The organism is Mycobacterium sp. 29Ha (assembly GCF_032883055.1).
Lineage (GTDB): Bacteria > Actinomycetota > Actinomycetes > Mycobacteriales > Mycobacteriaceae > Mycobacterium > Mycobacterium gallinarum.
In genome coordinates, this window is record NZ_JAMQTI010000011.1 from 141,791 (window position 1) to 159,963 (window position 18,173).

Genomic DNA, 18,173 nt, shown 5'->3' on the forward strand with positions numbered 1-18,173 from the left:
CTACTTGCGTGTGGGCCCATGCGCTGTGGGCCCACCGGACCCACTTGACACCTGTCAAGATCCCACGTCGTAGAGTCGGCGCATGCAGATTCGCGAGCATGCCGAGGCCACCCCCGACAGGCCGGCCGTCATCATCCATCCGGCCGGAACGATCGTCACATTCAAGGAGCTGGAGGAGCGGGCCAACCGGCTGGCTCACCACTTCCGCGAGGCCGGCCTGGTCGAAGGTGACACCGTCGCGGTGCTCATGGAGAACAACGAGCATCTGCCGACGGCGATGTGGGCCGCGCGCCGCAGCGGCCTGTACTACACCGTGATCAGCACCCACCTCACCCCGCCCGAGGTGGCCTACATCATCGACAACAGCGGCGCGAAGGCCATGCTCGGATCGCGTGCGACGCGCAAGGTCTGCGAAGGGTTGGCCGAGCTGGGCGCACTGCCGGACCTGCTGCTGATCGCCGACGACGACCTCGACGGCTGGCAGCGCTACCCGGAGTGTGTGGCGGACCGGCCGAGCACACCCATCGACGACGAGATCGAGGGCGATCTGCTGCAGTACTCGTCGGGAACGACGGGCCGTCCCAAGGGAATTCGCCGAGAGCTCACCCACGCCAAACCTGCCGACGCACCGAACCTGGTGTCCGCGCTGCTGATGGCCATCCAGATGAGCCCGGAGTCCGTATACCTGAGTCCGGCGCCGCTGTACCACACGGCGCCGTGTCTCTGGTCGATGAGCGCGCAGGCGATGGGCGTGACGACGGTGATCATGTCGAAGTTCGACCCGGAATCGGCGCTGGACGCCATCCAGCGGTACCGAGTGACCAGCGGCCAGTTCGTCCCGGCGATGTTCGTGCGGATGCTCAAACTCCCTGAGGACGTACGCAATTCGTACGATCTGTCGAGCCTGCACCGCGTGGTGCACGCCGCCGCACCGTGCCCCGTCGACATCAAGAAACAGATGATCGACTGGTGGGGCCCGATCGTCGACGAGTACTACTCGTCATCCGAAGGCGCAGGCATCACCTTCATCTCCGCCGAGGAATGGCTGAAACGCCCTGGCTCCGTTGGCAAGCCGCTGCTCGGTGTGGCGCACGTCCTCGATGACGAGGGCAACGACCTCCCGCCCGGTCAGGCGGGGCAGATCTACTTCGACCTGGGCGTCGTGCCGTTCGTCTATCACAAGGATCCTGAGAAGACCGCCGAGTCACGAGACAGGCACGGCTGGGTGACAGTCGGCGACGTCGGTTACGTCGACGACGAGGGCTACATGTTCCTCACCGACCGCAAGCACCACATGATCATCTCCGGTGGCGTCAACATCTATCCGCAGGAAGCGGAGAACATGTTGATCACCCACCCGAAGGTGCTCGACGCGGCCGTGTTCGGCATCCCCGACGACGAGATGGGCCAGAGCGTCAAGGGCGTCGTCCAGACGGTCGACCCCGCCGACGCGAGCGAGGCGTTCGGTGACGAGCTACTGACCTGGCTGCGCGAGCGGCTGGCGCACTACAAGTGTCCGCGGTCGATCTCCTTCGAGGCGCAGCTGCCGCGCACCGAAACCGGCAAGATGTTCAAGCAGGAGCTGATAAAGAAGTACTCGTGAAGCAGGTGGAACTCGCCTCGGGTGTGGTCGTCGCGATCGGATTCCCATCGGAGGACGCGACTTTCACACTGACCGAGCAGGACGCCGACGATCGCCGCGCCGTGACCGTCGGCTCGATACCCGACGTTCTCGACGACTTGCGTGCGCGGTGCCTGCGCTGGCCGCAGGCCGCCGCGATCTGCAGCGATGTACTACGTGCGTTCGACCCCGGCGCGCCCGCGTTCGCCGGCGTCGTCACCGAATCGCTCGCCTACTCGACGCTGCAGTCCGGACCCGAATTCGCGCGCTGGCTGGGGGAGCGGGGACCGGCGCGACCGGCGAATCTGCCGGACCCGGTACAGGCTGAGCGCGTCGAGGACAGCCTCTACGTGCGGTTCAACCGGGGGCAGCGGCACAACGCCTTCTCGACCGACGCGCGGGCGGCGCTACTGGAAGCACTCGAGGTGGCTCGCCTCGATCCATCGGTCACCGATGTCGTGCTGTCGGGCAATGGTCCGTCGTTCTGCAGCGGCGGCGATCTCGCCGAGTTCGGCACGTTCGACGATCCGGCCAGTGCCCATCTCGCCCGCACCCGGCACAGCCCGGCGCTGGTGCTCGATGAATTGACGGCCAGGTTGGGCACGCACTGCCGCGCCGAGGTGCACGGTCAGGTACTGGGCAGCGGGTTGGAGATGGCCGCCTTCTGCGGCTGGGTCCGGTCGCGCCCGGATGCGGTCTTCGGTCTGCCGGAGCTGAGCCTGGGGCTGATTCCCGGAGCGGGCGGCACCGTCAGCATTGCCCGCAGGATCGGGCGCTGGCGGACGGCCTATCTGGTGCTGAGCGGGCAGACCATCGATGCGCCGACCGCACTGCAATGGGGCCTGATCGACGAAATCCTGTGAATTCGGCGCGCAAACGCACCGCAGCGGTTGATCAGCGCGCCGAAATCACAAACTAGCCCGACCGACGCAACGTCACCCGATAGGTGTACTGCTCGGGCAGGAAGTGGCTGACGGACAACTCGACGGGGTGGTGGCTCGCGTCGGAGTAGAGCCGGTCCACCCGCAGCATGGGATGGCCGGGTTCGCACGACACCGCCTCCGCGACGGCAAGCTCGGCGGGCGCGACCGTAATCGACTGCGCCGCTTCGGTGATCGGCTGGATCAGATGCGGCTCGAGGATGCCGATCACGGTCTGGGTGCCGACAGCACCGTCTCGGAGTTCGGGCGACGACAGCACCGCATGGGCGACCGCGGGAACCAGGTGCACAGTCGTCATAACGAACGGCACACCGTCGTGCAGCCGCCGGAACACCACCGAATAGACGACGTCGTCGTCGAGCCGCAACCGGCTGGCGGCGTGCAGGTCCACCCGCCTGCGCAGCCCGGTGAGCACTTCCATCGTGGTGTCGTCCGACAGGCTCATCAGGTCTTCGATCGAGCCGAGCTGCCGCAGATAGCGTTGCCCGGTCTCGCTGGCGTACGTGCCGCGCCCCGGCACCCGGTACACCACGCCTTCGGCGACCAGATCCTGGAACGCCCGTCGCACCGTCTGCCGTGAAAGGCCATGGCGCTCGACCAGTTCGGATTCGGTGGGCAATCGAGAGCCGTCGCTGTACCGACCCGCTGCGATATCGTCGCGAAGTTGCTCGCGCAGGGTCTGGTACGCGGGCGCTGATCGCACTAGATGCCGCCGCGGGCAACCAGTTGGGCGGCGATCACATTGCGCTGAATCTCGTTCGTTCCCTCACCGACGATCATCAGTGGTGCATCGCGGAAGTACCGCTCGACGTCGAACTCGGTCGAATAGCCGTAGCCGCCATGGATCCGGACGGCGTTCAGCGCAATCTCCATCGCCACCTCGGAGGCGAACAGCTTCGCCATCCCGGCCTCCATATCGCACCGTTCGCCGCTGTCGTAGCGCTGCGCGGCATACAGCGTCAGCTGCCGTGCGGCAGTCAGCTTGGTCGCCATGTCGGCCAGGTAGTTGCCGATCGACTGGTGTTTCCAGATCGGCTGGCCGAAGCTCTCGCGCTCCTGGGCGTACTTCAGCGCGTCCTCGAGTGCCGCGGTGGCCACACCGAGTGCGCGTGACGCGACCTGAATACGGCCTGTTTCGAGGCCTTTCATCATCTGCGCGAAGCCCTTCCCGGGCTCGCCGCCGAGGATCGCGGTCGCGGGCAGGCGATAGTCGGCGAAGGTCAATTCGCAGGACTCGACGCCCTTGTAACCCAGCTTCGGCAGATCCCGTGACACCGTCAGACCGTCGCCGTGCTCGACCAGCACCACCGAGATGCCTTTGTGCTTCGGCGTCGCGGTCGGATCGGTCTTGCACAGCAGGGCGATCAGGCCGGAGCGACGAGCGTTGCTGATCCAGGTCTTGGACCCGTTGATGACCAGATCGGAGCCCTCGGTGGCCGCGACGGTGCTCATGTTCTGCAGATCCGACCCGCCGCCGGGCTCGGTGAGCGCCATCGTCGCCCTCAACTCACCGGTCGCCATCGGCGGCAGATACCGCTGCTTCTGCTCCTCGGTGCCGAACAGCCCCAGCAGCTTCGCGACCACGGTGTGCCCGCCCATCGCGCCGGCCAGACTCATCCAGCCCCGCGAGAGTTCCTGGGTGACCTCGACGTAGCACGGCATCGACACCGGGGAACCGCCGTACGACTCGGGGATGGCCAGACCGTAGATACCGATCCGCTTCATCTGATCGATCCACGCCTGCGGGTACTCGTTGGCGTGTTCGGTCTCCCGGACGGCGGGTTTGACGTCACGGTCCACGAAGGCCCGCACCGTCTCCACCAGCATGGCTTCTTCTTGCGTCAACATTTGTACGGCCATATTGACACTTTGTGCGGCCTAATGCCAACATGGCTGCCGTGACCGGCCCATACTTCGACGATCTGGAGGTCGGCCAGGTCTTCGACGCCGCACCATCGATGACATTGACCGCCGGCGCCGCGGCCGTGCACCAGTCGATCATCGGCGACCGTCTGCGCCTCGCCCTCGATGCCGAACTGTCGACGGCCGTCACCGGCGCCCCCGCGCCGTTGGCCCATCCGGCGCTCGTGTGCGACGTGGCGATCGGGCAGACGACGCTGGTGACGCAGCGGGTCACGGCCAACCTGTTCTACCGCGGGCTGACGTTCCAACGCTACCCGGTCATTGGTGACACATTGTTCACCCGCACCGAAGTCGTTGGGCTGAAACAGAACTCGATGAAGCCCGGCCGTGCTCCGACCGGTCTCGCGGCGTTGCGGATGACGACCGTCGACGACGTCGGCCGACTGGTCCTCGACTTCCACCGCTGCGCGATGTTGCCGCTCAGCGAGAAGGCACCCGACACCGGCCATGCCGATGACATGTCGGTGATCGGCCTCGATCAGGCGCCGGTGCCCGACCCGACGGCTGACTGGAATGCCGACGCCTACCGCGCCAAGGTACCTGGAGCACATTTCGATGCGGAGCTTGCCGGCGCCGTGCTGCACAGCAGCGCCGACGTCGTCAGCAGTGCACCCGAACTCGCGCGGCTGACGCTGAATATCGCGGCCACCCATCATGATTGGCGAGGCAGCGGCCAACGGCTGGTGTATGGCGGCCACACCATCGGATTGGCGTTGGCGCAAGCCAGTCGGCTGTTGCCCAACTTGGTGACGGTGTTGGGCTGGCGGTCCTGTGACCACACCGCACCGGTACATGAGGGCGACACGCTCTACAGCGAACTGCATGTCGAGGGCGCGGTGCCGCTGCCCGACGGTCGCGGCGGTGTTCTCGAGTTGCGGTCCGTGGTCTACGCGGTTCCAGGGGGTAGGAGCGAAGCGACTGGGGGGATCAACCCAGGTGAGCCTGACCAGCAGGTACTGGACTGGCGCTTTACTGCTCTGCAGTTCTGAGCACAATAGGGCTGTGACGTCGTTGGCGGTCCCCGTTGGAGTAGTGTCGCGGGCTCGCCGTGTCGCCAACGGTTTTCGCACCCTCACCGACACCGAGGTTGACGCCGACGTCATGATCGCGGGCCGCGCAGGGTTACTCGGCCACACACCGCAGGGCCGAGTCTCCGCCGGTGGGGCGACGCATCTGATGCCAAGCCGCGACGGGTGGTGTGCGCTGACGCTGTCGCGTCCCGATGACGTCGACACGGTGCCCGCACTGATAGAGGCGGATGCCGTCGGCGATGACGTCTGGCCCGCGGTGCACCGCTGGATCATCGAACGCGACAGCGCCGAGATCACCGAACGCGCTCGCCTGCTTGGGCTTCCGGCCGCCGCGCTCGGCGAGACGCCCGCCGAAGCGCCGCGCATCTACCCGTTCGGCGCGGCGACCATAGCCCGCAGCCCCTCGCGACTCCTGGTCGCCGACCTGTCCGCGATGTGGGCTGGCCCGCTCTGCGGACAACTGCTCGCGCGTGCTGGTGCGACCGTCGTGAAGGTCGAAAGCGTTTCGCGCCCCGATGGGGCACGCGCGGGAGCGCCGGCGTTCTTCGACTGGATGAACGGTGGAAAGCTCTCGTATCTGGCGGATTTCGACGATCCCACCGGATTGCGGGCCCTGCTTGCCGCCGCCGATGTCGTGATCGAGTCGTCGCGCGCGTCGGCATTGAACCGCCGTGGACTCGGACCGGTGGCGATCGGTCCGCGAGACGGCAAAGTCTGGCTGAGGATCACCGGCCACGGCACCAGGGAGGAGCACGCCAACTGGGTCGCCTTCGGTGACGATGCGGCCGTCTCCGGCGGGTTGGTCTGCGGTGGTGACGATTCGCCGGTCTTCTGCGGTGACGCGATCGCCGACCCGCTGACCGGTCTGGAAGCGGCGTTGGCGGTGGCGCAGTCGTTGCGCAGGGGCGGCGGTGAGCTGATCGAGTTCTCGATGTCGGCCGTCGCCGCGACCTACGCCGAACTGCCGAATGCCGGCGAGACCCGTTGCAGTGCGACGCCACAGCTGTCCACCAAGGCCTCGGAGTTGGGTGCGGACAACGGGATCGTGGAACAGTTGATCGTCGACAAGCATTCTGCCGCATGCTGATTCAACGTGCGGCACTCCTCGACGGGGGTGTCGTCGACATCCGCGTGGAGGACCGGATCATCGCGGTCGAGCCGCGGCTCGAGACCCTACCCGGCGAGCAGGTATACGACGCCGGGGGCGGCACGGTGATTCCCGGCCTGCACGATCATCACGTCCACCTCCGTTCGGCCGCAGCGGCATTGACGTCGGTCCGGGTGGGGCCGGCCGAAGTGCACACCCGCACCGACTTGGCGCGGGTACTCGCGGCCGCCGATGTCGGCGATGACGGCTGGGTCAGGGCCGTTGGGTATCACGAGGCAGTCGCCGGGCCGCTGGACAGAGCCACCTTGGACGACGTCTCGCCGCCGGTACCGGTCAGGGTCCAGCACCGCAGCGGCGTCCTGTGGACGCTGAACTCGGCGGGCTTGGCACGAGTCGGACTCACCGATCACCCGGACGGGCGGCTGCGCAGTTCCGACCACACGTGGTCGGACACGTTGCAGCGCAACGAGATCGGGCTCGCCGACGTCAGCGCACGGTTGACCGCCTACGGGGTGACCGGTGTCACCGATGCGACCCCGGATCTAGAGGTCGGGGATGTCGTCAAACTCCTGGACGCCCACCGTCGCGGCGAACTGCGTCAGCGGGTGCACTGCCTGGCGCCGGGCAAGCGCATACTGCACGACACCGACCTCGATCTCGCAGACCTGACCGAGTGGATCGCGCAGCGGCACGCCGATGACGCGCCGGTCGCGGTGCACTGCGTCACCGCTGCGCAACTGGTGATCACCCTGGCGGCACTGCGCGCGGCGGGCGGTCATCCGCACGACCGCATTGAACATGCCGCGGTGGTGCCCGAGGCCAGTATGGCCGACGTCGTCGACGTTGGCGTGACCGTCGTGACGCAGCCCAACTTCGTCGCCGAGCGCGGTGACCAGTATCTGGACGACGTGCCCGTCGCCGAGCATCACGAGCTGTGGCGGGTGGCTTCGCTGTTGGCCGCCAAGGTGCCGGTGGCGCTCTCGACTGACATGCCGTTCGGTCATGACGACCCGTGGAAGGCGATGCGCGCGGCGGTCTTTCGCACCACCGGTGGAGGCGCGGTACTCGGGACCGACGAACGCGTGGCGCCGCGCGACGCGCTGACGATGTTCTTCGGTGCGGCCGACGCGCCGACGGTGCCGCGCCGGATCGCGCCGGGTCAGCCGGGCGACCTGTGCGTGCTGGGCGCTAAACCGCACGAGGTGCTGAAAGAGCTCGACTCCGGTCTCGTCGCTGCCACGGTCATCGCCGGGACCGTGGTGATCGGGGGCTAGGCGGCCGCCGGCGCGAGCAGTCGCTGCAGCATGGTGCACTGACTGTTGAAAAATGCTTGCGACACTGCGGCTTTCGGGACGATTCCGTCGAATCCGTGGAACGCACCTTTGACGATCTGCACGTCACACGGCACGCCGGCTGCCTTCAGTCGCTCGGCATACGCGAGGTCCTCGTCGTGGAACAGGTCGAGCGTTCCGACACCCATCCACGCCGGTGGTAGGCCGCTCAGATCGGTCCGGCGTGCGGGCACGGCGATGTCGCGGTCGGCGTCGCCCAGGTAGGCCGCCCACCCGAACCTGTTGTTCTGGCGGTTCCACAGCCGCAGGCCCGGATGCTCCTGTACGTCACGGCCCACAGTGCGGTCGTCGAGCATCGGGTAGACCAGCAATTGGGCGGCCACTGCGATGTCACCGCGATCGCGGGCGAGCAGCGCCAGCGCCGCCGCGAGTCCGCCGCCCGCGCTGGCACCGCCGATCGCGACCCGGTTCGCGTCGACCGTCGGAAGTCCGGCCAACCAGTTCAGTGCCGCGTAGCAGTCCTCGAGCGGGGCCGGATACGGGTGCTCGGGGGCCAGTCGGTAATCCACCGAGGCGACCGTGGCGCCGAGACGCTGGGCGTAGCGTCGGCACAGCTGGTCGTCCTGGCCGGGATGGCCGATGACGTAGCCGCCGCCGTGGATCCACACCAGCGCGGGTCCGGGATGAACAGCGCCGGACGGCCGATACAGCCGCACCCCGACACCCGACGGCAGGGTCAGCGCCTCGACGTCCTTCGGGACGCGTCGCCACATCTTGCGGGTGACCAACCGAATGGCCGGCAGCGTCACCGGCGTCACCACCTGCTTGGGGACCAAACGCGCGATGCGGCGCAGATCCGGATGGAAGTCTGAAGGGTTGAAGGCGCCTGCCACCAAACCAGTATTACGCCAGCGTGGTTTCGACGGCGATGCGGTGCCCGCGGTACAGCGCACGGACCACCTCGATTACCGGCGTGGAGTCACTTCAGCAGCGGATCGCGGGGCAGTCCCAGGATGCGCTCGGCGATCGTGTTGCGGGTGATCTCGGAGGTGCCGCCCGCGATGGTCATGGCCCGATTGCCTAGGTAGGAAAGCGTCAGGGTCGGCGTCTGCCCGACGATGGCCGCCGAGCCGGCCAACTCCAGGCCCAGCTCGGTCATCCGCTGGCCGGCCTCGGCGACCAGCAGCTTGGTGACGTTGCCCTCGGGGCCGGGTTCGGACCCGGCGATCGCGCGCGTGACCCGGCGCAGATTCAGCAGCCGCAGCGTGTGGGACTCGGCGATCACCTCACCCGCACGACGCACGTAATACGCGGCGGTTTCGGCGGGCGCATTGTCGAGCAGCTTGATCAGATCATCGGCGGAGAAGCCACTCGTGCCGCCCGAGCCGCCGCCGATCGACACGCGCTCGTTGCCCAGCGTCGCGCGGGCCACCAGCCAGCCCTTGTTCACGTCGCCGACCACGTCCGCGTCGGGCACGAAGACGTCGTCGAAGAACACCTCGTTGAAGTGTGCGTGACCGGTCAGGCCCTTCAGCGGATTGACCGTGACGCCTTCGGATTTCATGTCGATGGCCATCATGGTGACGCCGGCGTGCTTGGGAGCGTCGGGATCGGTACGCACGGTGGCCAGACCCCACTGACACAGGTGCGCCAGGCTGGTCCACACCTTCTGTCCGGTGACGCGCCACCCGCCGTCGACCTTCTTGGCCGACGTGCGCACCGCCGCGGCGTCGCTGCCCGCACCGGGCTCGGAGAACAGCTGGCACCACATGACCTCACCGCGCAGTACCGGCTCGACCCACCGCTCACGCTGGTCGTCGGTGCCCGCCTGCGAGATCGTCAGCGTCACCCACCCGGTGATGCCCATGTCCGGGCGGTCGACACCGGCGAACTCCTCCTCGATGACCAACTGCTCGAGCACGTCCGCGGCGCGGCCCCACGGCTTGGGCCAGTGCGGCACCAGATAGCCGGAGTCGACGAGAAAGTCGCGCTGCTGGTCGGTGGGCAACCCGCGCAGCGTCGCGACGGCCTCGCGCGCCTGCTCGCGGTACTTCTCGGCGTCCTCGGGCAACGTGAACGACGCGCCGTGCGCCTGGCCGCTGCGCTGGCCCTCGACGACGTCGAGCAGCGGATCGCCAGCCTCCTGCATCAACGCGGCGAGGGTGCGGGCGCGACGCAGATACAGATGTGAATCATGCTCCCAGGTGAAACCGATACCGCCGTGCAGCTGAATGTTGTTCTGCGAGTTGAAGACCTGAGTCCGGATCGCATGCGACGCGGCGACCGCGGCGGCGAACCACGCCGTGTCCAGATCGTCGGCGCGCGCCGCATCCCAGGTCGCCGCGGTGGTCTCCTCGGAGTTGACGAGCATGTTGGCGGCATGGTGCTTGACGGCCTGGAACGTGCCGATCGTGCGGCCGAACTGCTCGCGCACCTTGGCGTACTCGACGGCCATCTCGAGTGTCGCCCAGCTGACGCCGACCGCCTCGGCCGACGCCAGGATCCGGAACACCGTGCGTGCCTTGCGGGCGGCGCCGCGCAGCACCCGGTCGTCGGCGACACTCACGCCGCTCAGCGCGACGGATCCGAGGCTTCTGGTGGGATCCAGCGACTCCAGCGCCGTCACGGTGACACCGTCCGCCTTCGCTTTCTGGCTAGCGTCGACCACCACAACGTCCTCACCGGCGACAACGACGAGCACGTCGGCGTCGGGAGCGCCCAGCACGGCGGGGCTCTCGCCGGTCACCACCAGATCGGAACCGATCGTCACACTTCCTGAAACGGCCAGTGCACCGATGGTGGTGCCGTCGGCCAGCCCCGGAAGTAATTGTGCGCGAAGAGAATCCGATGCACAGCGGTCCACGACCACGGCTGCGGCAACGCTCGGCAGGAACGGGCCGGGGCACAGCTCGTGTCCCAGGGCCTCCAGGACCACCGCCAATTCGGACAGCCCGAAGCCCGACCCGCCGTGTTCCTCGGCGATCGCCAGGCCGGTCCAGCCCAGGTCGGCGGCCGCCTTCCACACGTCGGCGGGATGTGAGGGCCCGCCCTCGAGCGCCGAGCGAGCGGCGGCTCGGCTCTTCACCCGGCTGAGCTGCCCAAACGCCGCGTCGGCAAGATCGGTGTGCTCTTCGGTGATCGCCAGGGCTGACTTACTCACGATGGGGAATCCTCATTCACATTCGGCTTACATATGACGCTCGTCATGTCACGCTAGCCCTCCGGTGCAGCTCAGCGTCTACGTGATCCGGGTCACAAATAACGTCTCGAGTGCAATCGCTAGACATCTGGCGAATGTTGTCGTTTGGAAACTCTCCAGCGGGGTACAGTCGCGAAATGTCTCCTCAACCGGACACGCGGTACCCCGGACCGACGATCTGGACACGTGCCCGGTGGTTGCTGAACGCCGGGCCCTCGGACTACATCATGGCAATGAGCGTGGCGTCGGCGTCCCTGCCCGTCATCGGGAAACATCTTGAGCCTCTTGGCGCTGCCACCGCCATGAGTGTCTGGGGATACCGCCACCTCCCCGACTTCCTGAACGCGACGGCGAAGTCTTTGCTTAGCCCCGGCAGCGGTGAGCAAAAGCGCGCCGAGCGCGACAGCACCCAGAACGTCACCGCGACGGCGCTGCGCGGCATCGTCAACGCCAAGGATCTTGACATCGAATGGCCGGCACCCGAGAAAGTGCCCCCGCTGTGGAAGATGCGGGAGCAGCGCCGCAACGTCCACCGCACGTCAGTGCAATACGGTCCGCGGCCGTCTCAGCTTCTCGACGTGTGGCGCCGCAAGGATCTGCCCGCCGAACCCGCGCCCGTGTTCATCTTCGTGCCGGGCGGCGCTTGGGTACACGGCAGCCGGCTGCTGCAGGGTTATGCGCTCATGTCGCACCTGGCCGAACTCGGCTGGGTCTGCCTGTCCATCGACTATCGAGTGGCGCCACACCACACGTGGCCGTCGCACATCACCGACGTCAAGACGGCGATCGCGTGGGCGCGCGCCAACGTCGACAAATTCGGCGGCGACCGCAACTTCGTGACGATCGGCGGCACCTCGGCCGGCGGCCACCTGGCGGCGCTGGCCGGCCTGACCCCCAACGATCCGGAGATGCAGGCCGAACTTCCGGCGGGCTCCGACACCTCGGTAGACGCCGTCGTGCCGATCTACGGCCGTTACGACTGGGAGGACCGCTCCACTGTCGAACGGGTCAGGTTCGTCGATTTCCTGGAACGCGTCGTGGTCAAGCGCAAGCTCGACAAGCATCGCGACGTCTTCCGCAAGGCGTCGCCGATTGCCCGCGTGCACTCCGACGCACCTCCCTTCCTGGTCATCCACGGCACCGGCGACAGCGTCATCCCCGTCGCGCAGGCGCGCAGCTTCGTCGAGCAAATGCGCGCGGTGTCGCAAACGGTGGTGGGTTACGTCGAACTGCCGGGCGCGGGGCATGCGTTCGATATGATCGACGGCGCTCGCACGGGATCGATGTCGACCGCAATCGGGTTGTTCCTCAACCAGATTCACCGCAGCCGGTCGCTGATCGGGGCGAAGAAGGTCATCTAGCTGCCCCGGGCAGGGAGGTAGCTTGTGAAGAGACTCAGCGGGTGGGACGCCGTCCTGCTATACAGCGAGACGCCGACCGTGCACATGCACACCCTCAAGCTCGCGGTGATCGACATTTCCGAGCTGAAGGGCCGGCCGTTCGGCATCGATGAGTTCCGCCAAGTCATCCACGGTCGCCTCTACAAACTCGAGCCGTTCTGCTATCAGCTCGTCGACGTCCCGCTCAAGTTCCACCACCCGATGTGGCGGGAGAACTGCGAGGTCGACCTCGAATACCACGTCCGCCCGTATCGGATCGACAGTCCCGGTGGCCGCCGTCAGCTCGACGAGGCGGTGGGGCGGATCGCCAGCACCCCGCTTGACCGCAGTCGGCCGCTATGGGAGATGTACTTCATCGAAGGCCTCGCGAACGGCCGGATCGCGGTGCTGGGCAAGATCCACCACGCTCTCGCCGACGGTGTGGCGTCGGCGAACCTGTTGGCGCGCGGCATGGATCTGCAGCAGGGCTCGCAAGCCGACCGCGACTCGTATGCCACCGACCCGCCGCCGACCAAGGGCGAGCTTCTGCGAACGGCCTTCGCCGACCATATGCGGCACATCGGCCGATTCCCGGGTGTGGTCGCGTACACGGCGAAAGGGCTTCGACGCGTGCGGCAGAGCTCGCGCAAGCTGTCGCCCGAGCTCACCCGACCGTTCACCCCGCCGCCGTCGTTCATGAACCATCGCGTCGATGCGCAACGCAAGTTCGCGACGGCGACGCTGTCGCTGGCCGATGTGAAGGAAACCGCGAAGCACCTGAACGTCACGATTAATGACATGGTGCTCGCGATCTCGGCGGGCGCCCTGCGGCAGCTGTCACTGAAATACGACGGCCAGGCCGACCATCCGCTGTTGGCTTCTGTGCCAGTGAGTTTCGACTTCTCCAAAGACCGGATCTCGGGCAACCGGTTCAGCGGCGTCATGATGGTGGTGCCGATCGAACTCGAGGATCCGTTGGAGCGGGTGAAGGCCGTGCACGACGCGGCGGTGAACGCCAAGGAAACCCATCACCTCATGGGCCCCGAACTCGTGAGCATGTGGTCGTCCTACTTCCCGCCGGCACCCGCGGAGCGACTGTTTCACTGGCTGGCGGACAAGGACGGCCAGAACAAGGTGCTGAACATCCCGATCTCGAATGTGCCTGGGCCGCGGGAGCCCGGTCGCGTCGGCGGCGCGCTGGTCACCGAGATCTACTCGGTCGGACCGCTCACCACCGGCAGCGGGCTGAACATCACGGTGTGGAGCTACGTCGACCAGCTCAATGTGTCGGTGCTCTCCGACGGTGCCACCCTGCTGGATCCGCACGAGCTGACCGATGCCATGGTCGACGCATTCATCGAAATTCGCTGTGCCGGTGGACTTTCCGAGAAGTTGACGGTGATCGAAAACGCTATGTCGTGATCGCAGGCACAGCCGACTCTGTCTTTGCCTGGCGCTTGGCGTGCACCCAGGAGAGGAACACCTCCACCGCCCGCGCCGTGTAGTGCGCGCGTGGCGACCCATAGTAGAAGTCGAACGCGTGCTGCGCGTGCGGGATCTCCGCGTAGGCGACGGTGGATGTCGACACCTCGCGCAACGCCGAGGCGAACTCACGGCCCTCACCCACCGGGATTATGGAGTCGTCTTGACCGTGCAGGATGAAAAACGGTGGCGCATCGGCGCGTAACCGCCTGATCGAGGACGCGTCGAGATAGGTCTGCCTGTTCTGCGCGAACGGCTTTTTCACCACGAACTTCTGCAGGAACGCGATGAACTCCTTGCGGCCGGAACCGTGGGAGGTGAACCAGTCGTAGCGGCCGTAAATCGGCACGGCGGCCACGACCGACGTGTCGGCATCCTCGAATCCGGGCTGCCATTGCGGATCGTTCGGCGTCAACGCGGCCAGCGAGGAAAGGTGGCCACCGGCCGAACCCCCGGTCACCGCAACGAAATCCGGGTCGCCGCCGTAGTCGGCGATGTTCTCCTTGATCCACGCGATGGCACGCTTGACGTCGACGATGTGGTCGGGCCAGGTGTTCTTGGGGCTGACGCGGTAGTCGATCGACAAGCACACCCAGCCGCGTTCGGCCATATGGCTCAGCAGGGCATAGGACTGCGGGCGCCGCATTCCGATCGCCCACGCGCCGCCGGGCACCTGCAGCAGCACGGGTGCCTTGGCGTCGCGGGGCAGGTCGGCACGACGCCAGATGTCGGCACGGTTCGACCGGGCGTGCGGACCGTACTGCACGATGCCGGCCTTCTCGACGTAGCGTCTGCGGACCAGGTCGGTCGGCCACACGCCGATATTGGCGCGGCGCCGGCGTCCCGGCTGCGACTGGGCGGCGATCTGTTCGTAGTCGTCGCCGAGCGCCCTGCGCAGCGGTTCCTCGAAGTGCGGTTCTGACGCCACGTTGCGACGATGGATGAGGTAGAGCAGAGCCCACGCAATCGCCGTCAACACCAACGCGATTCGGCCCGAGGTGCCGCGGAAGTCGCCGCGAATGCCGCGGCGCAGCGCGTCGAGCATCGAGACGCCCATGTACACCGGTGACATCTCCGACGTCGGCCAGCCGAACGCGAACACCGGGATCGTGGGGTAACCCTCGCGAGCGATGGGTTGTACGCCGTTGGCGGCGTTGACGAGTTCTGCGACCGCGCGCAGCACCGTATAGCGACGCTTACTCATGAAACCTCTTGATAGCCAACGGGCCGATATTCAAAACCAGCTCAACCCAGTATCGGAAGCCGGCGTTCGCTGGCCAGTTCGTCCAGCGCCCGCTGCATCACGTGCCGCACATGCGCGTCGATCTCGTCGATGTCGGGATCGTCACCGAACTCGGCGGTGAGGTCGATAGCCGGCAGCACCTTCATCACGATCTTGGACGGCAGCGGAATGTTGGGCGGAACCACCAGGGACAGCCCGAACGGGAAACCGAAGGACACCGGCACGATCTTGGTGCGCGCCAGACGGGCGATGGGCCCCAGACGCTTGGCCAGCCAGGTCCCGCGCGTGAGAAAGATCTGGGTCTCTTGGCCACCGATTCCCACTGCGGGCACGATCGGCACCCCGGCGTTCAGGGCGGCCTTCACGTAACCGGTGCGGCCGCCGAAGTCGATCACGTTCTCGGTGAACGTGGGCCGATATACGTCGTAGTCGCCGCCGGGGAACACCACCACCAGGCCGCCCGACCGCAGCGCTTCATCGGCGTTGGCGTGGTTGGCGCTGATGTAACCGATCTTTTTGAAGAAGTCACCCGTTGGGCCAACCGACAGCATGTCGTGGCTCAGCGTGTAGAGAGGGCGGTCGTAGCCGTGGTGGTCGTAGAAGTCGGCCGCCAGAATCGGAACGTCCATCGGCAGCATGCCACCGGAGTGGTTGCAGACCAGCAGCGCTCCGCCGGACGGGATGTTCTCGAGCCCTCGCGTCTCCGAGCGGAAGTACCGCTTCAGGAAGGGCCGCATGATCCCCATGACGCGCTCGGTCAGACCCGGATCCCACTTGGTGAGCTCCGACGGTTCGGTCTCGGTCACAGGTGCTTCCCCTCGCTTCAAATTGAAACGTGTTCTAGTTTACCTTGGTTTGAGGCACTGTCCCACGGGCTACGTTATCGGCCATGGAGGGCCGCGAAATGCTTGCGGGCCGATACGAGGTGCGGGGCCTGCTCGGCCGAGGCGGAATGGCCGAGGTCTACGACGGGTGGGATACCCGTCTGAGCAGACCAGTGGCCATAAAGCTGCTGTATCCCGCCTTTAAGGCCGACGCCGATGCGCGTCACAGATTCGAGACGGAGGCGCAGGCCGCCGCCTCGCTCAACCATCCCAACATCGTGGCGGTGCACGATTGCGGTGATCACGACGGGACACCGTTCATCGTGATGGAGCGGCTGCCGGGCCGCACACTGGATGACGAGATCGCGGCGGGCCCCATGGCGCAGCATCGGGTCCGGGCGATGCTCGACGACGTGTTGGGCGCGCTGGCGACCGCCCATGCAGCGGGAATTGTGCACCGCGACATCAAGCCCGGCAACGTCCTGGTCACCGATGACGGCGGCGCTATGAAGGTCGCCGACTTCGGCATCGCGAAGACGGCCGGTGCCGCGCTCACCGCAACCGGGCAGATCGTCGGAACGATGGCGTACATGAGCCGCGAGCGGGTCAAGGGTGCTCCCGCGTCGGTCGCCGACGACCTCTACGCGGTGGGCGTCATGGCACACGAAGCGCTCAGCGGGCGACGACCGTATCCCCAGGAGAACCCCGCGTCGCTGATCCGGGCCATATTGGACGATGCGCCCCCGCCGATCGAGGCGGTACGACCCGACGTCGACGCCGACCTGGCCGCGGTGATCAATCGCGCGACGGGCGCCGACGGCACCAGGCCCAGATTCGGCAGTGCCCTCGAGATGCGGGCCGCACTCTCGGGCGCTCCGCACGTGCAGTATTCGGCCACACCGACGGCAGCGAAACACCGGCCGTCAACCAAGGTGCTCGCACAACCGCTGGCTCCGTCGGCCAACTACGTGGCTCCATCGGCCAACTCGGCTCCGTCGGCCAATTACTTCGTGCCATCGGCTCGCCGTAGGCCCATGAGCCGGGGGCGGAAACTGCTGCTGGCGGCCGCCGCGTTCGTCGCGCTGATCGTCGGAACGCTCGCACTGGCACTCGATCCGTCGTCGACCACGCAATCTCCACAGCCGATCAGCACAAGCACCACCGTTCCTCCGACGTCCCCCCCGACGAGTTCGCCGCCCCCGCCGCCGCCGACGAGCTCCGTTCCGGTAGTGGATGAGCCCCCGGCTCCGAAGAAACCGAAAGGCAGGGGGAACGGCAACGGCAAGAAGGGCTGACCGGGCGGGCCGTTACGATCACCGGCGTGAGTGATAACAGCGAACAAGCAGTCCTAGTCGAGCAGCGCGACCGGATTTTGATCATCACCATCAACCGGCCGCAGGCCCGCAACGCCGTGAACGCCGACGTCAGCCGAGGTCTCGCCGAGGCAATGGACCGCCTCGACGGCGACGCCGGACTCTCGGTGGGGGTGCTGACCGGAGCCGGGGGTTCGTTCTCCGCGGGGATGGATCTGAAGGCCTTCGCGCGCGGCGAGAACGTCGTGGTCGAGGGCCGCGGCATGGGCTTCACCGAAAAACCGCCCGCCAAGCCGTTGATCGCTGCGGTCGAGGGGTACTGCCTGGCCGGCGGATGCGAGTTGGCGTTGGCCACCGATCTGATCGTGGCGTCCAATGACTCGGCGTTCGGCATCCCCGAGGTCAAGCGCGGCCTGGTCGCCGGCGGTGGCGGACTGTTGCGGCTGCCGCAGCGCATTCCGCCGGCCGTTGCGATGGAATTGGCGTTGACCGGTGAGAACCTGCCCGCCACCCGCGCCAAGGAGCTTGGCCTGGTCAATGTGTTGGCCGAGCCGGGTCAAGCGCTCGACGCGGCGATTGCGCTGGCGGAGAAGATCACCGCGAATGGGCCGCTGGCCGTGGCCGCCACGAAGCGGATCATCGTCGAGTCGCGCAATTGGGGGTCTGACGAAATGTGGACCAACCAGATGAACATCCTGGCGCCCGTCTTCATGTCCAACGACGCCAAGGAGGGTGCGATCGCGTTCGCCGAGAAGCGCGCGCCCAAGTGGACAGGCACCTGACAGCCGCGACGTCTTGACCTCAACAATAGTTGAGG

Annotated in this window: 15 protein-coding genes; 9 read left to right on the plus strand and 6 right to left on the minus strand. The window is 66.8% G+C overall.

The features are described from left to right. The first annotated feature begins 82 nt into the window (after positions 1-82). Positions 83-1,603: a fatty-acid--CoA ligase FadD4 gene (gene fadD4, locus M1248_RS16355; protein ID WP_317149066.1), complete on the plus strand. Its 1,521-nt coding sequence runs from the start codon at positions 83-85 to the stop codon at positions 1,601-1,603. Then, on the plus strand, positions 1,600-2,484 hold the full coding sequence (locus tag M1248_RS16360; RefSeq protein ID WP_163733571.1) for an enoyl-CoA hydratase/isomerase family protein: 885 nt from the start codon (positions 1,600-1,602) through the stop codon (positions 2,482-2,484). Before fadD4 ends, M1248_RS16360 begins: the two co-directional genes overlap by 4 nt. 52 nt (positions 2,485-2,536) lie before the next feature. On the opposite strand, the gene M1248_RS16365 is transcribed toward M1248_RS16360, so the two are convergent. Both M1248_RS16365 and M1248_RS16370 read right to left on the minus strand, forming a co-directional pair. Continuing rightward, positions 2,537-3,265, minus strand: a complete 729-nt coding sequence (locus M1248_RS16365; RefSeq protein WP_163733574.1) for a GntR family transcriptional regulator — start codon at positions 3,263-3,265, stop codon at positions 2,537-2,539. After that, positions 3,265-4,422 carry an acyl-CoA dehydrogenase family protein gene (locus M1248_RS16370; RefSeq protein ID WP_163733576.1) on the minus strand — a complete coding sequence of 386 codons (1,158 nt, stop codon included), beginning with the start codon at positions 4,420-4,422 and terminating at the stop codon, positions 3,265-3,267. Before M1248_RS16370 ends, M1248_RS16365 begins: the two co-directional genes overlap by 1 nt. A gap of 29 nt (positions 4,423-4,451) precedes the next feature. Here M1248_RS16370 and M1248_RS16375 point away from each other — a divergent pair, with 29 nt between their 5' ends. From M1248_RS16375 to M1248_RS16385, 3 genes are read left to right on the plus strand one after another with little or no spacing between them, the layout of a single operon-like run. Beyond that, positions 4,452-5,474 carry a MaoC family dehydratase gene (locus M1248_RS16375; protein WP_317149067.1) on the plus strand — a complete coding sequence of 341 codons (1,023 nt, stop codon included), beginning with the start codon at positions 4,452-4,454 and terminating at the stop codon, positions 5,472-5,474. A 13-nt stretch (positions 5,475-5,487) separates the two neighbouring features. Further along, positions 5,488-6,603, plus strand: a complete 1,116-nt coding sequence (locus tag M1248_RS16380; protein ID WP_317149068.1) for a CoA transferase — start codon at positions 5,488-5,490, stop codon at positions 6,601-6,603. After that, entirely contained in the window at positions 6,597-7,898 is a 1,302-nt protein-coding gene (locus M1248_RS16385) for an amidohydrolase family protein (RefSeq protein ID WP_317149069.1), read from the plus strand. Before M1248_RS16380 ends, M1248_RS16385 begins: the two co-directional genes overlap by 7 nt. Here M1248_RS16385 and M1248_RS16390 read toward each other — a convergent pair. After that, positions 7,895-8,809 carry an alpha/beta hydrolase gene (locus M1248_RS16390; protein WP_163733589.1) on the minus strand — a complete coding sequence of 305 codons (915 nt, stop codon included), beginning with the start codon at positions 8,807-8,809 and terminating at the stop codon, positions 7,895-7,897. The two genes, M1248_RS16385 and M1248_RS16390, sit on opposite strands and share 4 nt — an antisense overlap. A gap of 86 nt (positions 8,810-8,895) precedes the next feature. After that, entirely contained in the window at positions 8,896-11,076 is a 2,181-nt protein-coding gene (locus M1248_RS16395; RefSeq protein WP_317149070.1) for an acyl-CoA dehydrogenase, read from the minus strand. Positions 11,077-11,252: 176 nt separating this feature from the next. On the opposite strand from M1248_RS16395, the gene M1248_RS16400 reads away from it, so the two are divergent. Next, positions 11,253-12,476 (plus strand): alpha/beta hydrolase, encoded by a 1,224-nt coding sequence (locus M1248_RS16400; RefSeq protein ID WP_163733594.1) that lies wholly within the window; start codon positions 11,253-11,255, stop codon positions 12,474-12,476. A 24-nt stretch (positions 12,477-12,500) separates the two neighbouring features. Next, positions 12,501-13,916, plus strand: coding sequence for a wax ester/triacylglycerol synthase family O-acyltransferase (locus M1248_RS16405; protein ID WP_317149071.1), 1,416 nt, complete (start codon positions 12,501-12,503; stop codon positions 13,914-13,916). Here the strand turns inward: M1248_RS16405 and M1248_RS16410 are convergent. Together M1248_RS16410 and M1248_RS16415 are read right to left on the minus strand one after the other, a co-directional pair. Further along, positions 13,906-15,180, minus strand: coding sequence for an alpha/beta hydrolase (locus tag M1248_RS16410; protein WP_317149072.1), 1,275 nt, complete (start codon positions 15,178-15,180; stop codon positions 13,906-13,908). The genes M1248_RS16405 and M1248_RS16410 overlap by 11 nt on opposite strands. A gap of 41 nt (positions 15,181-15,221) precedes the next feature. After that, a complete protein-coding gene (locus M1248_RS16415) occupies positions 15,222-15,965 on the minus strand; it encodes a lysophospholipid acyltransferase family protein (protein ID WP_232076677.1) in 744 nt (247 codons plus the stop codon). A 143-nt stretch (positions 15,966-16,108) separates the two neighbouring features. Here M1248_RS16415 and M1248_RS16420 point away from each other — a divergent pair, with 143 nt between their 5' ends. Both M1248_RS16420 and M1248_RS16425 read left to right on the plus strand, forming a co-directional pair. Next, positions 16,109-17,338 (plus strand): serine/threonine-protein kinase, encoded by a 1,230-nt coding sequence (locus M1248_RS16420; protein ID WP_317149073.1) that lies wholly within the window; start codon positions 16,109-16,111, stop codon positions 17,336-17,338. A 17-nt stretch (positions 17,339-17,355) separates the two neighbouring features. Next, positions 17,356-18,138: a crotonase/enoyl-CoA hydratase family protein gene (locus M1248_RS16425; RefSeq protein ID WP_163738048.1), complete on the plus strand. Its 783-nt coding sequence runs from the start codon at positions 17,356-17,358 to the stop codon at positions 18,136-18,138. Positions 18,139-18,173: the final 35 nt, after the last annotated feature.

Bases quoted from the DNA above. Each gene is read 5' to 3' on its own strand.
- fadD4 (WP_317149066.1), top strand. From the start codon at position 83: ATGCAGATTCGCGAGCATGCCGAGGCCACCCCCGACAGGCCGGCCGTC.
- M1248_RS16370 (WP_163733576.1), bottom strand. From the start codon at position 4,422: ATGGCCGTACAAATGTTGACGCAAGAAGAAGCCATGCTGGTGGAGACG.
- M1248_RS16375 (WP_317149067.1), top strand. From the start codon at position 4,452: ATGGCTGCCGTGACCGGCCCATACTTCGACGATCTGGAGGTCGGCCAG.
- M1248_RS16385 (WP_317149069.1), top strand. From the start codon at position 6,597: ATGCTGATTCAACGTGCGGCACTCCTCGACGGGGGTGTCGTCGACATC.
- M1248_RS16400 (WP_163733594.1), top strand. From the start codon at position 11,253: ATGTCTCCTCAACCGGACACGCGGTACCCCGGACCGACGATCTGGACA.
- M1248_RS16410 (WP_317149072.1), bottom strand. From the start codon at position 15,180: ATGAGTAAGCGTCGCTATACGGTGCTGCGCGCGGTCGCAGAACTCGTC.
- M1248_RS16415 (WP_232076677.1), bottom strand. From the start codon at position 15,965: ATGGGGATCATGCGGCCCTTCCTGAAGCGGTACTTCCGCTCGGAGACG.
- M1248_RS16420 (WP_317149073.1), top strand. From the start codon at position 16,109: ATGGAGGGCCGCGAAATGCTTGCGGGCCGATACGAGGTGCGGGGCCTG.